The organism is Streptomyces sp. 2A115 (genome assembly GCF_052245575.1).
In the GTDB taxonomy this organism is placed as follows: Bacteria; Actinomycetota; Actinomycetes; order Streptomycetales; family Streptomycetaceae; genus Streptomyces.
Map to the genome: position 1 here is coordinate 57,132 of NZ_JBQQCG010000028.1, position 15,910 is coordinate 73,041.

Consider the following 15,910-nt stretch of genomic DNA (forward strand, 5'->3'; position numbering starts at 1 on the left):
CCAGAGCAGAAACCCGGGAGGGACCGGATGCCAACAGGATCACCGCACTCGGGAGTCGGCCGGGTCATCGCCGGCCGGTACCTCCTGCTGAACCAGCTGGGCAGCGGCGGCATGGGCCACGTCTGGCTCGCCCACGACCAACGGCTGGCCTGCGAGGTCGCGCTCAAGGAGATCGTGTTCCGCGACCCGGGCGAGGCCGGACAGGACCGCTCGTCGAGGGTCGCCCGCGCCCGGGCCGAGGCCAGACACGCCGCCGGGCTGCGCGGCCACCCGCACGTGGCGACCGTGCACGACGTACTGGAGCACGAGGGCCTGCCCTGGATCGTGATGGAGTACGTGGCGGGCGCCCTCGACCTGCGGGCGCTGGTCACCCAGCGCGGAACCCTGGCACCCGCCGAGTGCGCCCGCATCGGGCTCGCCGTACTGGACGCGCTCACGGCCGGGCACGAGCGGGGTGTCATGCACCGGGACGTGAAACCCGCCAACATCCTCCTCGCCCCGGACCGCACGGGGTCGCCGTACGCCCGTGTCCTGCTCACCGACTACGGCATCTCCGTGCAGCCGGACGCCGGCGAGACGCGGTACACGGCGACGTCCGTCCTGGTCGGCACGGCCGGGTATCTGGCGCCCGAGCGGGCCCAGGGCGGGCCGCCTACCGCCGCCGCCGACCTGTTCTCGCTGGGCTGCACGCTCTACTACGCGGTCGAAGGACGCGGTCCCTTCGACCGCGACTCGGAACTCGCGTCGCTCACCGCCCTCGTACTGGAGGAACCCCGTCCGCCACTGCGGGCCGGTGCCCTGGAGCCGCTCCTGGCGGCCATGCTCACGAAGGACCCGGTCCACCGGATCACCGCCGAGGACGCCGAAGCCGCGCTGTCCGCGATCGTGACACCCCAGTCGCATCCCCGGACCCAGCTCGACCTGGGTTCGGAGCCGCCATGGGCGGGCGGGACGACGCACACGGCGGGTTCCCGGATTCCGCAGGTCCCCGAGTCTCCGCAGAGCCACGGGGGCGGTGGGCAGTGGTACGGCCCGTCGGCCGGGCAGGAGTCCTCGGCGGCGCCCCTTGGACAGGAAAGCCCTGTCGCCTGGCCCTCCGGGTACGGGACCCCCGTCGGCCGGCCTTCCGGGCAGGGTGCCGCCCCCTGGGCCACCGGACAGGGCTACGGCCCTCCCCCGGCCACCACCGGCCGACGCCGCCGCAAGCGCAACCGCGCTCTCCGGGCCGCACTGGCGACCGCGCTCGGACTGGCCATCGCGGGCGGTGGGGCCTGGTACGCCATGGCGTACCTGCCGGGCAACGGCGACGAGAGCCCGTACGGAGACGCCGTCGGGTTGGCCCAGCCGCTCAAGGACGGCGACTGCGTCACCGCCTACTGGCCCGAGGACCGTTTCAAGGGCACGCCACGGCTGACGGTCAAGGACTGCGTCACCGGGACACCGGACGGCCAGGTGATGGCAGTGGTCGAGGCCGGATCCGCGGACGAGGCGCGCACGAGCGGCCCAGCCCAGTGCGAGGAACGAACCGAGGAGACACGCAAGAAGCTCGCGGACGTGCGCGGCTATGCCGTGATCCCCACCGACACGGGCTTCTCGGCGGCCGGCCGGCGCACCGCCTGTCTGCTCCTCGGCGCTCACGGAGCTGTGTACGGACCGCTCGGGGACCATCGCGAGACGGGGTTGCCGTTCATCGACACCGCCAACATGCAGAAACAGGACTGCCTGGACGAACGGTCCGACCAGGACGCCCGGCTGGCCTCCTGTGACAAACCGCACGACCAGCGGGTGCTCGGCTTCACCGCACTGGCCCAGGACGTGGCGCTTCCGGCGAAGCAGGAATCCCTCGAGGCCTGTGAGGCGCAGTTGCCTCCGATCCAGTACGGCTACGACCCGAGCGTCTACAAGACGTCTGCCTGGGCGAGCGAGGGCGCCTGGAAATCGCGCACACATTTCGTGGTGTGCACCGTAATAAGGCGGGACGGGGGCACCATAGAGGGGGACGAACCATGAGGAGGGTGTTGCGATGCCCGGTTCTACGAAGGCTATGGGGGTGCTCACCGTCGGAGGCCTAGTGATGGTGACGGCCTACACGGTGGCGCTCGGCAGCAGTGGCTGGCTGTGGTTCGGCTGGGTGGTGCTCGGACTGCTCACGCTGGCGATGGTGGCATCGCGCAGCACCTGAGGTACTCCGTGCCTAGGGGTGTTTCGAAGGTCCCGTGTGGTGCCCGCGGTGTCCGGTGCGTGCCCTGGGGGGGTACCCCGACCGAAGGCTGAGGGGAGTGCCGACCGAAAGCCCTCGTACTGGACGTACTTGGGCTTTCGGCCGGTGCCGCGAAGGGGTCCCCCCGCCCGAGCCGTGCGAAGCCGGTTCGGGGGTGGGGGCGCGTGCCGGGCGCCGTGGGTGCCGTGCGGGACTTTCGAAACACCCCCTGGTCCCCGGGGCTTCCTCGCGGACCTCCCAGGGGCTCACTCCCGGGGCAACCGCCCCGCGGAGTGCACGCCCGGCTGGTATTTGGGCAGCCGGGCGGTGACCTTCATGCCCGCGCCGAGGGCGGTCTCGATGACGAGGCCGTAGTCGTCCCCGTAGACCTGCCGCAGCCGGTCGTCGACGTTCGACAGTCCGATGCCGTCTGAGGTACTGGCCTCGCCTGCCAGGATGCGGCGCAACCGGTCGGGGTCCATGCCGGGGCCGTCGTCCTCGATGACGACGAGCGCCTCGGCTCCCGCGTCCTGTGCGGTGATGCTGATGTGGCTCTTGTCGACCTTGCCCGTGCCGCCTTCCAGGCCGTGTTTCACCGCGTTCTCCACGAGCGGTTGCAGGCACAGGAAGGGCAGGGTCACCGGGAGTACTTCGGGGGCGATCTGCAGGGTGACCGAGAGCCGGTCGCCGAAGCGTGCTCTGACCAGTGCCAAGTAGTGGTCGATGGCGTGCAGTTCGTCGGCGAGTGTGGTGAAGTCGCCGTGCCTGCGGAACGAGTAGCGGGTGAAGTCGGCGAACTCCAGGAGGAGTTCGCGGGCCCGCTCGGGGTCGGTGCGGACGAAGGACGCGATGACGGCGAGCGAGTTGAAGATGAAGTGCGGTGATATCTGGGCGCGCAGAGCCTTGATCTCGGCCTCGATCAGGCGGGTTCGGGACTGGTCGAGGTCGGCGAGTTCCAGCTGGACCGAGACCCAGCGGGCGACCTCTCCGGTGGCGCGGACGAGCACGGCGGACTCGCGGGGCGCGCAGGCCACGAGGGCTCCGTAGACGCGGTCGTCGACGGTGAGCGGGGCGACGACGGCCCAGCGCAGCGGGCAGTACGGCTCGTCGCAGTCGAGGCGGAAGGCCTCGCCGCGGCCGGTTTCCAGCGGTCCGCCGATCCGCTCCATGATCTGGGTCCGGTGGTGCTCACCGACGCCTTCCCAGGCCAGCACCGTGTCCTGGTCGGTGAGGCAGAGCGCGTCGGTGCCGAGCAGGGTGCGCAGCCGCCGCGCCGACCTACGCGCCGTCTCTCCGGTCAGGCCCCCACGGAGCGGTGGCGCGGCGAGCGACGCGGTGTGCAGGGTCTCGAAGGTGGCGTGCTCGACAGGGGTGCCGAGGCCGCCGAGGCTGGGCGGGCGCGCGGTGCGCCGGCCGAGCCAGAACCCGGCCGCGAGGAGCGGGAGTACGGCCATGAGGAGCCCGGCCAGGAAACCGCTCATACCTTGACCACGAAGCTCATGCCTCGACTTCCTTCGCACTCACAGGCGCTTCTTTCCCACTCACAGGCGCTTTCCCACTCACGGACGCTTCCTTCGCGCTCACGGGCGCTTCCTTCGCACTCACGGCCGTTCGTACCTGTCCGCCGGACAGTTCCTCCGGCAAATGGAACCGGGCGAGGATCGCCGCGGTCCCCGCCGGCACCCGCCCGGACGTCGCGAGCGACACCAGCACCATGGTGAGGAAGCCCAGCGGCACCGACCAGAGCGCGGGCCAGGCGAGGAGCGCGTGCAGCGAGCCCGTGCCCGGGAACCCGGCCATGGTCGCCGCGACCGCGAGCAGCGCCGAGCCGCCGCCGACGAGCATGCCGGCCGCCGCGCCGGGCGGGGTGAGCCGTCGCCACCAGATGCCGAGGACGAGCAGTGGGCAGAAGGACGACGCCGACACCGCGAAGGCGAGCCCGACGGCATCGGCGACCGGCAGTCCGCCCACGAGCATGCTCGCCGCGAGCGGCACGATCATCGCGAGGACCGTGCCGAGCCGGAAGTGCCGGACACCGCGCGAGGGCAGCACGTCCTGCGTGAGCACACCCGCCACCGCCATCGTCAGCCCCGAGGCGGTGGACAGGAACGCGGCGAACGCCCCGCCCGCCACCAGCGCGCCCAGCAGGTCCCCGCCGAGCCCGCCGATCATCCGGCCGGGCAGCAGCAGCACGGCGGCGTCCGCGTCCCCGGTGAGGGTGAGCTCGGGAGAGTACAGCCGCCCCAGCGCGCCGTAGAGCGGCGGCAGCAGATAGAACGCGCCGATCAGGCCGAGCACGGCGACAGTGGTGCGGCGGGCGGCGACGCCGTGTGGGCTGGTGTAGAAGCGGACGACGACGTGCGGCAGGCCCATGGTGCCGAGGAACGTGGCGAGGATCAGTCCGTACGTGGCGTACAGCGGGCGTTCCTCGCGGCCCGCGGCGAGCGAGGTGGACATGCCGCCGTTGCTGCCGCGGTCGGCGACGGGGACGCGGTCGCCTTTGGTGAAGGCCAGCCGGGTGCCCTGTTCGATGTGGTGGGTGCCCGCGGCGAGCCGGAGCCGTTCCTCCTCGTACCGCTTGCCGTCGACCGTGCCGTCCGCGGTGACGGTCAGCGGCCGGTCGAGCTTCAGGTCGAGGCTGCCGTCGACGCGTACGATCCGGTGCTCGCGGAACGTGGCCGGCTCGTCGAAGGCATGGCGCGGCGCTCCGTCGCCCTGCCAGGCGAGGACCAGGAACAGCGCGGGGACGAGCAGGGCGGTGAGCTTGAGCCAGTACTGGAAGGCCTGTACGAAGGTGATGCTGCGCATGCCGCCCGCGGCGACGGTCGCGACCACGACGACCGCGACGATGATGCCGCCGAGCGACTTGGAGGCTCCGGTCAGCACGTTCAACGTCAGCCCCGCGCCCTGGAGTTGGGGCAGGAGGTAGAGCCAGCCGACGCCGACGACAAAGGCCCCTGCCAGCCGCCGTACGGCCTGCGAGGCGAGCCGTGCCTCGGCGAAGTCGGGCAGGGTGTACGCGCCGGAGCGGCGCAGCGGGGCCGCGACGAAGATCAGCAGGACGAGATAGCCGGCGGTGTAGCCGACCGGGTACCAGAGCATGTCGGGGCCCTGGACGAGGACGAGGCCCGCGATGCCCAGGAACGAGGCGGCGGAGAGGTACTCGCCGCTGATGGCGGCCGCGTTCAGGCGGGGGCCCACGGTGCGCGAGGCCACGTAGAAGTCCGAGGTAGTGCGTGAGATGCGCAGGCCGAAGGCGCCGACGAAGACGGTAGCGACGACGACGAGGGCGACCGCGGGAACGGCGTAGTTCTCGTTCACGGGGACGCCTCAGGACTCTCGTTCACGGGCTCGGCGGTCCTTGTGGTCATTCTCGTGCTCGTTCTCGTGCTCGTTCATCGGCTAGCGGTCCTCGACGAGGCGGACGAAGTCCTTCTCGTTGCGGTCGGCGCGGCGCACGTACCAGCGGGCGAGCAGCACCAGCGGCGGATAGACGCAGAAGCCGAGCACGATCCACTCGAGGCCCGCACTGTCGCCCATCGAGACGAACACCAGCGGGAGTGGGCCCACGAGCAGGACGAGAACCGCGAACACGGTGAGGGCGGCGCGCAGTTGACTGCGCATGAGCGAGCGGACGTAGGTGTGGCCGAGCGTGGTCTGCTCGTCGATCTCGGTGCGCGGACGGTAGCCGTTCAGCCTGCGGGTGCGGCGCGGCGGGCCGGTGACGACGACACGGCGGTCGGCGGGGTCCTGGGGCAACTCCGGTCTCCTCAGCTCGCGGTCCGGCGCATCAGCAGGTCGCGCAGTTCTCGTGCGTGACGGCGGCTGACCTGCAGTTCGACGGAGTCGACGAGGACGCTCACGGTGCCCGCGTCCAGGCGCAGCTCGCTGATGTGGCCGAGGGCGACGAGATGGCGGCGGTGGATGCGGACGAAGCCGCGCGAGCGCCAGCGTTCTTCGAGGGTGGAGAGCGGGATGCGGACGAGGTGGCTGCCCTGGGCGGTGTGCAGTCGCGCGTAGTCACCCTGGGCCTCGACGTGGGTGATGTCCTCTACGGCCACAAAACGGGTGACTCCGCCCAGTTCGACGGATATATGGTCCGGGTCGGGCTCGTGCACGGGTATCTGCGGGGCCGCGTCCCTCTGCTCGACGGCCCGCCGGACCGCCTCGGCCAGCCGCTCCCTGCGTACCGGCTTCAGCACGTAGTCGACGGCCTTGAGGTCGAAGGCCTGGACCGCGAAACCCTCGTGGGCGGTGACGAACACCACGAGCGGCGGCTTGGCGAACCCGGCGAGCAGCCGCGCCATGTCGAGTCCGTCGAGGCCGGGCATATGGATGTCGAGGAAGACGACGTCGATCCCCTCGTCTCCGCCGGGTCCGCTGTCCAGCGCGCGGTTGATCCGGCGCAGCGCCGCCGTGGCGTCACTCGCGCCCTCGACGCTGCTCACCCGCGGATCGGCGTTCAGCAGATAGAGCAGCTCTTCCAGGGAGGGCGGTTCGTCGTCGACGGCGAGGACTCGGAGCATGAATGTGCAGTGTAGGAGCAATTCGCACGCCTGCACATGCGCGGCGTCCGCCGGTGGCCGCTGGATACAGTGCCCGCATGCGACCCAAGTCCGCGCCCTTCGACGACCTCGACCGCAAGATCGTCACGGCTCTGATGGCGAACGCCCGCACCAGCTTCGCCGAGATCGGCGCGGCGATCGGCCTGTCCGCCACCGCGGTCAAGCGCCGGGTCGACCGGTTGCGTGAGACCGGCGTGATCACCGGGTTCTCGGCAACGGTGGAGCCGGCCGCGCTCGGCTGGCGTACGGAGGCGTACGTCGAGGTGTACTGCGAGGGCGCCGCGCCGCCCCGACGGCTCGCGGAGGTGGTGCGCAACCATCCCGAGATCACCGCCGCGATGACGGTGACCGGCGGCGCGGACGCGCTGCTGCATGTACGGGCCCGCGACGTGGAGCACTTCGAGGAGGTGCTCGAACGGATCCGTGTGGAGCCGTTCATCCGCAAGACGATCAGCTTCATGGTCCTTTCCCATCTCCTGCCGGAGAGCCCGGAGGCGGGCGCGAACCAGCCGGCTCCGGAGCCGACGGGGTGAGCAAGCCCGGCGGAGCAGACCCTTCCAGTCCGAACACCCTCGAACACGCACTGATCCTGCGCTGAAGTACCCCAAGACGCAGCATCCCTGCGACAGCGCGCAACACCTGATTCTTGTCGCCGCTTGCCCCCGCTTTCTACCGTTGAGGCAACCCCAGCCAACACCGCAGGAAAGCGGAGGAACCCCTCTGTGCCTGACAGCCGTGTGCCGCGCCCTCGGCGCTTTCTTGTCTGCGACCCCAGACATTTCGCCGTGCGGTATGTGATCAATCCCTGGATGCAGCCCGACACACAAGTGGACGTCGATCTCGCCCGTGGCCAGTGGGAAGCGCTGATCCGCGCCTATCGCACCCACGGCCACACGGTCGACACGGTGGAACCGGTGGCCGACCTCCCGGACATGGTGTTCGCGGCGAACTCCGCGCTCGTCCTGGCGGGCCGGGTCTTCGGCTCGTACTTCCACGCCCCGCAGCGCCGACCCGAATCCACCGCGTACGAGACGTGGTTCAAGACGGCCGGTTTCGACGTATACCGGCCCGAGTCGGTGTGCGAGGGCGAGGGCGATCTGATCCCGGCGGGCAGGTACGTGCTGGCCGGCACCGGATTCCGCACGACCCGCGAGGCCCATCGCGAGGTACAGGAGTTCTTCGGCGTACCGGTGATCAGCCTCCAGCTCGTCGACCCCCGCTTCTACCACCTGGACACCGCGCTGTTCGTGCTCGACGACAGCAACATCGCGTACTACCCGGAGGCGTTCTCGTCCGGCAGCCGTGAGGTGCTCGCGCGCCTTTTCCCGGACGCGGTGACGGCCACACGCGAGGACGCGATGGCGTTCGGTCTGAACTCCGTCTCGGACGGCCGCCATGTCTTCATCTCGCCGCGCGCCGAGGCGCTCGCGGGCGAGCTCGCCCGCCACGGTTACGTTCCCGTCCCCGTCGACCTGTCGGAGTTCCAGAAGGCCGGCGGGGGCATCAAGTGCTGCACCCAGGAGATCCGCTCATGACCATCGCTCCCAGCCGCACCGACGCAGTCCGTCCGTCCACCGAGCCGAGCCGTTCGTCCGCCGAGCTGATCCGCGCCGAGGAGCCCGTCCTCGCACACAACTACCACCCGCTGCCCGTGGTCGTGGCGCGCGCCGAGGGCACCTGGGTCGAGGACGTCGAGGGCCGCCGCTATCTCGACATGCTGGCCGGCTACTCGGCCCTCAACTTCGGCCACCGCCACCCGGCCCTGATCCAGGCCGCACACCACCAGCTCGACCAGTTGACGCTCACCTCGCGTGCCTTCCACAACGACCGGCTCGCCCAATTCGCCGAGTCCCTGGCAGAGTTGACGGGCCTGGACATGGTCCTGCCGATGAACACGGGCGCCGAGGCAGTGGAGAGCGCCATCAAGGTGGCCCGCAAATGGGCGTACGAGGTGAAGGGCGTCGCACCGGATCAGGCGACCATCGTCGTGGCCGCCGACAACTTCCACGGCCGTACGACCACCATCGTCAGCTTCTCCACCGACGAGAGCGCCCGCGCCGGTTTCGGCCCGTTCACGCCGGGCTTCCGCGTGGTCCCGTACAACGACCTGGCCGCGCTCGAAGCGGCGGTCGACGAGACGACGGCGGCCGTCCTGATCGAGCCCATCCAGGGCGAGGCGGGCGTCGTCATCCCGGACGACGGCTATCTGCGCGGCGTACGCGAACTGACCCGGCGGGCCGGGTGCCTGTTCGTCGCGGACGAGATCCAGTCGGGCCTCGGGCGTACGGGGCGCACGCTGGCCGTCGAGCACGAGTCGGTCGTCCCGGACATGCTGCTGCTCGGCAAGGCGCTCGGCGGCGGCATCGTCCCGGTCTCCGCGGTCGTCGCGCGGCGCGAGGTGCTCGGGGTGCTGCGGCCGGGTGAGCACGGGTCGACGTTCGGCGGCAATCCGCTGGCGGCCGCGGTCGGATCGGCCGTCGTGGAGCTGTTGGAGACGGGTGAATTCCAGCGCCGGGCCGAGGAGTTGGGCGTGGTGCTGCGGGGCGGGCTGACGGCTCTCGTCGGCAAGGGCGTGCAGGACTTCCGGGCGCGCGGGCTGTGGGCGGGCGTCGACATCGATCCCGCCATCGGCACGGGCCGCGAGATCAGCGAGCGCCTCATGCGCGAGGGGATTCTCGTCAAGGACACGCACGGTTCGACGATCCGGCTCGCTCCGCCGCTGACCATCACGGGCGAGGAGCTCCGGGCGGCTCTCGGCGCACTGGAGAAGGTACTGACAGAAGGGGCCTGACGGCTCAGGGACGGTCCCCGGGGGGCGCCCCGTAAGGGGCGCGGGGCTGTGGCATTATGCGGCTCCGCCGCGGGGCGCGACCAGCCCACGCCGACCCGCAGCCAACGAACTGACCGGGATCCTGGGACCTGGGGCGAAGCCCAAGGACCCGGGATCCCAATGGCTCCGCGGGCCGGCGCGGAGCTCCGCGCCGGCCCGCGGCCTTCGTCACCGCGTGGTCCGACGGTACGGCGGCTCAGGGGAGGAGCCGGTCGAACCGGAACGGCGCGAGGGCTTCGGGACGTTGCCCCGTGCGGATGTACTCGGCGAGTTTGTGCCCCGTGACCGGGCCCAGCGTGACGCCGAGCATGCCGTGGCCGGTCGCGGCGAAGGCGTTGTCGTGCCCGGGGACGCGGTCGATGACCGGGAGTCCGTCGGGGAGGAACGGGCGCCCGCCGACCCAGGGGTCGCGGATCAGGCTGACCAGGTCGTCCGGGTCGTCGAACCAGCGGCCCAGGTACTGCCGGCTCGCGAGGGCGACGGCGACGATGCGACGCCAGTCGAGGCGGTTGTTGTTGCCGCTCAGCTCCATCGTGCCGCCGATCCGCGTGGTGGCGCCGATCGGTGAGGCGACGGCCCTGCGTTCGCCGAAGTACAGCGTGTGCCGGGGCGCCGGGTCGAGGTCGACCGAGAAGCTGTAGCCCTTGCCCGCCTGCAGAGGCAGCCGCTGGCCCAGCGAGCGCAGGAGGTGCGGGGACCGCATTCCGGCCGCGATGACGACCGCCCCGCAGGGGATCTCGGCCTGGGAGGTACGCAGCGCGGTGACGCGTCCGCCCGAGGTGCGGAACCCGGTGGCCTCCGCGTTCTCGTGGACCTTCACGCCCCGCGCGGAGAGCGCCTCCCCGAGTGCGAGGGCGAACGCCTCCGGGTCGACCACCCCCTCCCCCTCGACGAGGTAGGCCGCGCGCACTCCGGACGACAGCGCGTCGTCCAGCAGACGTGCCCCCGGACCCGTGGTGACGTCGTCGGGCATCGGGTAGCGGCCGTCCGCCATCTCCCGCTGGACCGCGAGGTGGTGGCGGGCCTCGGCCGGCGACAGGAAGGCGTGCACCATGCCGGGCCGGGTCAGCGTCGTGTCGACCCCCGCCTCGCGCAGACCGTCGAAGAGGTCGAACGTGCTGTGGTTGAGCTCGGCGATGGCCGCGTAGCCGCGCCGGAAGGCGGCCGGTGTGCTGCTGCGCCAGAACCGCCACAGCCACCGTACGAACGCCGGGTCCGGCAGCGGCCGCAGATAGAGCGGCGAGTCGGGCCGTCCCAGCGAACGCAGGGCGTACCGCACCACGCCCGGCGCGGGGACCGGCGTCGAATGGCTGAGACAGACCCAGCCCGCGTTGCCCCGGGACGCCCCGGAGCCCAGGCCGCGCCGCTCGACGATCTCCACCGGCAGGCCGGCCGCGGCGAGGTAGTAGGCCGTGCACAGCCCTATGACGCCGCCCCCGACGACCACGACGGGCTGGTCGCCGACCGGACCCGTCGTACCGAGTACACCGGTCATGACGCGGACCCGTACGAGGCGAGGAACTCCCGGGTACGGGCCTCGGCCGGGCTGTCGAGGACGTCCTCGGGCCTGCCCTCCTCCACGATCCGGCCGCCGTCGACGAAGACGACGTGATCGGCCACCTCGCGGGCGAAGGGCAGTTCGTGGGTGACCAGCATCATCGTCATTCCGTCCGCGGCGAGTTCCCGCATCACGCTCAGTACCTCCCGGGTGGCCTCCGGGTCCAGGGAAGACGTGGGCTCGTCGAAGAGGAGCACCTCGGGCTTGAGGGCGAGGGCGCGCGCGATGGCCACGCGCTGCTGCTCGCCGCCGGAGAGCTGCTCGGGCTGGGCGAGGGCACGGTGGGCCACCCCGACCCGGCGCAGCAGTCCGACGGCCCGCTCCAGCGCCTCCTGTTCGGGGATGCCGGCCTTGCGCTGTGCCAGGACGACGTTCTCCACGGCCGTGAGATGCGGGAACAGGTTGAACCGCTGGAAGACCATGCCGACGGTGCGGCGCAGCAGGGCCAGGTCGCGGCAGACCATGCGGCCGTCCTGGTGGACCACCTCTCCGGCGACCTCGATCGTGCCCTTGTCCGGCCTTTCCAGCAGGTTGACGCAGCGCATCAGGGTCGTCTTGCCGCCGCCGCTCTGCCCGATGACGCTGACGATGCGGCCCCGGTCGACCTCCAGGTGGACGTCGTCGAGGACCAGCCGTCCGTCGAAGGACTTGCTCAGGCCCTCGATCCGTACGACGGCCTCGGGCGGCGCGGACTCGGTGGGCCCGGTGGGTTCAGCGGTGGCTTTCGCCGTGGTGACAGGCTCGGTCATACCGCCGCCTCCTTGACTCGTACGTCCGCGGTCGGGTCGGCGGCCAGCAGGGCGCGGGCCGCCCGCAGGCGTCGCCGTCGCCAAGGGGACAGGGGGACGCCCGCCCGTACCTTCCTTTCCAGCAGCAGGAGGAGCTGGGAGAGCGGGTAGCAGAGGGCGAAGTAGATGGCCGAGATGACCAGGTACACCTCCAGCGCCCGGAAGGTGGACGAGGTGATGAGCCGTCCCTCGGACATCAGCTCGGCGGCGGAGACGGTGACGAGCAGCGAGGTGGACTTCAGCAGGTCGACCAGGAAGGTGTTGGTGCCGGGCAGCGCCTGCCGCAGAGCCTGCGGCAGGACGATGTGGCTGAAGATGCCCGCCTTGCCGAGACCGAGCGCCTCGCCCGCCTCGGTCTGCCCGCCGTGCACGCCGCTGATCGCGGAGCGGAAGATCTCGGAGAGGTAGGCGGCGTAGAAGACGATCAGGCTGACGCAGCCGGCCGTGAACACGTCGAGCTTGATCCCGGCCGAGGCCAGGCCGAAGTAGGTCAGGAAGATGATGGCGAGCAGCGGGACGTTCTTGAACACCTCGGTGTAGACGGCGGCGACGACACGGGCCGGCCAGGCCTTGCTCAGCCGCAGCAGTGCCACGACCAGGCCGAGGACCACCGCGCCGACGAAGCTCACGACCGTGTACGAGATGGTGCGCCAGAGTGCGTCGAGCAGGTCGGACTGGTAGTCGGACCAGGGGACTTGGAAGAGGTCGGACACTGTCATCCCCTCACTGCGCGATGGACGGCGGCGTCCAGTCCTGAGGCCGGTCCACGCCCTGGCGCGCGGCGGCGACGTCGGCGGACGGCTTCAGGAACTGCTCGGGGTCTCCGCCCCACTTCTTGACGAGCTTCTCCATCTCGCCGTTCGCGTACATGGCGTCGATCTGCGCGGAGATCGCCTTTTCCAGCTTGGTGGCCTTCTTGGGCAGGTAGAAGCCGGTCTGATAGGGCTGGAAGTACTGGTAGTCGGGCTTCGCCTTGACCTGCTCGGCGGTGGGCGGCGTCATGTACTGCGTGTCGATCTTCAGGTCGGGGCGTTCCTTCTGCGCCGCGATGATGATCAGCGGGTCGAGGAATCCGACGTCGACCCGGCCCGCGCCGAGGTCGTCGAAGACTCCGTTGGCGTCGGGATAGGCGTGCAGCTTGGCGTCGGGCACGGCCTGGATCGACTTCACCCAGACATAGCCCTCGACCGTGCCCAGCTCCAGACCCTTCAGGTCGTCGACCGTCTTGTAGGTCTTGCCGGACCGGACGGCCATCGCCGGGGGCGAGTAGTACGGCGGATCGGTGAACAGCCCCTGCTTCTGCCGGTCCGCGGACCAGGCGACACCGCCGATGGTGATGTCCACCCGGTTGGACTGCACTCCGGCGAGCATGCCGGCGAAGTCCGTCACCTGGGGTTTCACCTCGAGGCCAAGCTTTTCGGCCGCGTAGTTGAGGATGTCGCCGTCCAGCCCGACGATCTTGTCGCCCTGGACGCTGGTGTAGGGCGCGTACGGCTGTACGGCCACCTTGATCACGCCGGGCGTGAGCGTGCCCAGCTCGGCGGTCTTCGCGGACACGTTCTTCGGTTCGTCGTCGTCACCCGAACCACAGGCGGCGACGGCTGGAAGCAGGAGGATCGCTGACAAGCCAGCGACAAGCGAGCGCACACGGATCATCGGCTTGGGCCTTCCGTATCGGCACTGAAGGAACCCGCCTGTTCACCGCGTTGTGCCCCCGGCGGGGATGTTGTGATGGGGCCATACGCTAAGCACATGCGCGTCGTGCGTCACCGTTCACTTCGTACGAACTTGTGGCTGAAATCGCTCGCCGCACTGTACGGTGCGTCCATCTCCGGTTCACTCCTTCGACGTCCGGCCCACCCCGACGGGAGGAACGCTCGTGCTGAGCCCGTCACTCGCACAGGAGATCGCCGGGGACACCTCCGCGGTCATCGGCTTCAACGTGCTGATCACCGACGCCGAGGGCATGGTCATAGGCAGCGGCGACACCCGCCGCGTCGGCACCTTCCACGAGGCGTCCGTCGAGGTCATCCGCACACAGGAACCGGCCACACACAGCGCGTCGCAAGCCCACCAGCTCCGGGGCGTACGGCCCGGGATGACCCTGCCGCTGGTCACGGACGGGCAGGCGGTGGGGACGGTCGGGATCACCGGTACGCCCACTCAGGTGCGCCGCTTCGGCCTGCTGGTGAAACGGCAGACGGAGATCCTGCTCCGGGAGTCCGTGATGCTGCGCTCCCGCCTCCTCGCCGAACGGGCGGCGGAGAAGCTGCTGGCCGACATCGCCTCGTACGACCCGCACGTCGTGGAGGGCGACTTCCTCCACTTCCGGGCCGCCGAACTGGGCTTCGACCTGCGACTTCAGCGGGTCGCGGTGGCCTTCGAGGTGACCGTGCCCGACCGGGGAAACGACAGGGGCAGCCGTCGCCACGGCACGCCCACCCGGGACATGGCGCTGGTCCGCTCGGAACTGCTCCGCACGATCCGCGAGGTCTTCGCCGACTCCCAGGACATCGTCGCCACCACGGCTCCCGGCTGGATCGGCGTGCTGCACCGGTTCCAGGCCGACCGGCCGGTGACCTCCCTGGTCGCCGACTGCCGGCGCGTCTCCGACGTCATCGCCGCCCAGGGCGGCCTCACCGCACGCGCGGGCATCGGCGAACCGGCCGCCTCGCTCGACGCCCTGCACGACTCCTACCAGGACGCCTGCGACGCACTCCGCCTCGGCGCTCGTCTCGCGGGCAACGCCCCCGTCCACCTGATCACCGACCTGCGGGTCCACCAGGTCCTGGCGGCGGTGGGCCAGCCCGCCCGCAACCGCCTGCTCGAACTGACCGCCGCGGGCCTGCGCACCCAGTCCGACTGGCCGGTGCTCCGCGACACGATCACCGCCTGGTGCGAGAGCGGGTTCAATCTCGTACGGGCGTCCGCGGCGCTGCACGTCCACCGCAACACGGTCGTCTACCGGATGAACAAGATCGAGCAGATCACCGGCCGGCCACTGCGTGATCACCGGATCACCATGGCCCTGTATCTCGCTTGTCTGGCCGACCAGTTGGGAAGTGGGGGCGCCTCGGCGAAGGCTTGATCCCGATCACCCAAGAGGCCGAACGGACCCGGTTACGGGGGAGCCCGCCTGCACCTACACTGGCGTCGCAGCAAGCCTGTTGACCTGCTAGAACGCGGCGGTTGAGCCGATCCGGCGGAGTGAGGAGCGACCCCATGTTCTACTACGTGCTCAAGTACGTGATTCTGGGACCGCTGTTGCGGCTGGTCTTCCGACCTCGGATCGAGGGTCTGGAGCACGTACCGGCGACCGGGGCGGCCATCGTCGCGGGCAACCACCTCTCCTTCTCGGACCACTTCCTGATGCCCGCGATCCTCAAGCGCCGCATCACGTTCCTCGCGAAGGCCGAGTACTTCACGGGCCCCGGCATCAGAGGCCGGCTGACGGCCACCTTCTTCCGCAGCGCCGGGCAGATCCCGGTGGACCGCTCGGGCAAGGAGGCGGGCCAGGCGGCGATCCGCGAGGGGCTCGGCGTGCTGCGCAAGGACGAGCTGCTCGGTATCTACCCGGAAGGCACCCGCTCGCACGACGGCCGCCTCTACAAGGGCAAGGTCGGCGTCGCGGTGATGGCGCTCAAGGCCCAGGCGCCCGTCATCCCCTGCGCGATGATCGGCACCTTCGAGGCCCAGCCGCCGGGCCGGAAGATCCCGAAGATCCACCCCGTCGTGATCCGCTTCGGCAAGCCCCTCGACTTCTCCCGCTACGCCGGCATGGAGAACGAGAAGGCGATCCTGCGCGCCATCACCGACGAGATCATGTACGCGATCCTCAAGCTCTCGGAGCAGGAGTACGTCGACCAGTACGCGGCCGTCGTCAAGGCCGAGGAGGCCGCCGCGAAGGCGGAGAGGGCGCGCAAGTTCCCTCGCCTGCCGCTGAGTTGAGCCGCCTCTCCCCCGGTGGGC

General features: G+C 70.5%; 15 protein-coding genes. 7 read left to right on the forward strand and 8 right to left on the reverse strand.

Annotation, left to right across the window (positions count from 1 at the left end):
- Nucleotides 1-27: 27 nt before the first annotated feature.
- Together ACTWQR_RS24295 and ACTWQR_RS24300 are read left to right on the forward strand one after the other, a co-directional pair.
- A complete protein-coding gene (locus ACTWQR_RS24295) occupies nt 28-2,010 on the forward strand; it encodes a protein kinase domain-containing protein (protein ID WP_443229255.1) in 1,983 nt (660 codons plus the stop codon).
- 13 nt (nt 2,011-2,023) lie between these two features.
- Nucleotides 2,024-2,182 (forward strand): hypothetical protein, encoded by a 159-nt coding sequence (locus ACTWQR_RS24300; protein WP_443229256.1) that lies wholly within the window; start codon nt 2,024-2,026, stop codon nt 2,180-2,182.
- Nucleotides 2,183-2,466: 284 nt separating this feature from the next.
- On the opposite strand, the gene ACTWQR_RS24305 is transcribed toward ACTWQR_RS24300, so the two are convergent.
- The 4 genes from ACTWQR_RS24305 to ACTWQR_RS24320 form a co-directional block, all read right to left on the reverse strand.
- Nucleotides 2,467-3,681, reverse strand: a complete 1,215-nt coding sequence (locus ACTWQR_RS24305; protein WP_443229257.1) for a histidine kinase — start codon at nt 3,679-3,681, stop codon at nt 2,467-2,469.
- 16 nt (nt 3,682-3,697) lie between these two features.
- Nucleotides 3,698-5,521 carry a sodium/solute symporter gene (locus tag ACTWQR_RS24310; RefSeq protein WP_443229258.1) on the reverse strand — a complete coding sequence of 608 codons (1,824 nt, stop codon included), beginning with the start codon at nt 5,519-5,521 and terminating at the stop codon, nt 3,698-3,700.
- Between the two features lie 81 nt (nt 5,522-5,602).
- Nucleotides 5,603-5,959, reverse strand: a complete 357-nt coding sequence (locus tag ACTWQR_RS24315; RefSeq protein WP_443229259.1) for a hypothetical protein — start codon at nt 5,957-5,959, stop codon at nt 5,603-5,605.
- An 11-nt stretch (nt 5,960-5,970) separates the two neighbouring features.
- A complete protein-coding gene (locus ACTWQR_RS24320; protein WP_443229260.1) occupies nt 5,971-6,726 on the reverse strand; it encodes a LytR/AlgR family response regulator transcription factor in 756 nt (251 codons plus the stop codon).
- A gap of 77 nt (nt 6,727-6,803) precedes the next feature.
- Between ACTWQR_RS24320 and ACTWQR_RS24325 the strand changes: the two genes are divergently transcribed.
- The 3 genes from ACTWQR_RS24325 (at nt 6,804) to rocD (ending at nt 9,556) form a co-directional block, all read left to right on the forward strand.
- Nucleotides 6,804-7,298 (forward strand): Lrp/AsnC family transcriptional regulator, encoded by a 495-nt coding sequence (locus ACTWQR_RS24325; RefSeq protein WP_443229261.1) that lies wholly within the window; start codon nt 6,804-6,806, stop codon nt 7,296-7,298.
- A 189-nt stretch (nt 7,299-7,487) separates the two neighbouring features.
- On the forward strand, nt 7,488-8,300 hold the full coding sequence (gene ddaH / locus ACTWQR_RS24330) for a dimethylargininase (RefSeq protein WP_443229262.1): 813 nt from the start codon (nt 7,488-7,490) through the stop codon (nt 8,298-8,300).
- Nucleotides 8,297-9,556 carry an ornithine--oxo-acid transaminase gene (gene rocD, locus ACTWQR_RS24335; RefSeq protein WP_443229263.1) on the forward strand — a complete coding sequence of 420 codons (1,260 nt, stop codon included), beginning with the start codon at nt 8,297-8,299 and terminating at the stop codon, nt 9,554-9,556. The genes ddaH and rocD overlap by 4 nt, the downstream gene beginning before the upstream one ends.
- Before the next feature lie 235 nt (nt 9,557-9,791).
- On the opposite strand, the gene ACTWQR_RS24340 is transcribed toward rocD, so the two are convergent.
- Genes ACTWQR_RS24340 through ACTWQR_RS24355 form a run of 4 tightly spaced genes read right to left on the reverse strand, consistent with a single transcriptional unit; the run spans nt 9,792 to nt 13,567 of the window.
- Nucleotides 9,792-11,090, reverse strand: coding sequence for an NAD(P)/FAD-dependent oxidoreductase (locus tag ACTWQR_RS24340; protein WP_443229264.1), 1,299 nt, complete (start codon nt 11,088-11,090; stop codon nt 9,792-9,794).
- Nucleotides 11,087-11,902, reverse strand: coding sequence for an amino acid ABC transporter ATP-binding protein (locus ACTWQR_RS24345; protein WP_443229265.1), 816 nt, complete (start codon nt 11,900-11,902; stop codon nt 11,087-11,089). Before ACTWQR_RS24345 ends, ACTWQR_RS24340 begins: the two co-directional genes overlap by 4 nt.
- Entirely contained in the window at nt 11,899-12,660 is a 762-nt protein-coding gene (locus ACTWQR_RS24350) for an amino acid ABC transporter permease (RefSeq protein ID WP_443229266.1), read from the reverse strand. The genes ACTWQR_RS24345 and ACTWQR_RS24350 overlap by 4 nt, the downstream gene beginning before the upstream one ends.
- 4 nt (nt 12,661-12,664) lie before the next feature.
- A complete protein-coding gene (locus ACTWQR_RS24355) occupies nt 12,665-13,567 on the reverse strand; it encodes a substrate-binding periplasmic protein (protein ID WP_443229267.1) in 903 nt (300 codons plus the stop codon).
- 253 nt (nt 13,568-13,820) lie between these two features.
- Here ACTWQR_RS24355 and ACTWQR_RS24360 point away from each other — a divergent pair, with 253 nt between their 5' ends.
- A complete protein-coding gene (locus ACTWQR_RS24360) occupies nt 13,821-15,029 on the forward strand; it encodes a CdaR family transcriptional regulator (RefSeq protein ID WP_443229268.1) in 1,209 nt (402 codons plus the stop codon).
- Between the two features lie 134 nt (nt 15,030-15,163).
- The gene (locus ACTWQR_RS24365) at nt 15,164-15,889 is read left to right on the forward strand and encodes a lysophospholipid acyltransferase family protein (protein ID WP_443229269.1); all 726 of its coding nucleotides are present in this window, start codon (nt 15,164-15,166) and stop codon (nt 15,887-15,889) included.
- The last annotated feature ends 21 nt before the right edge of the window (nt 15,890-15,910 follow it).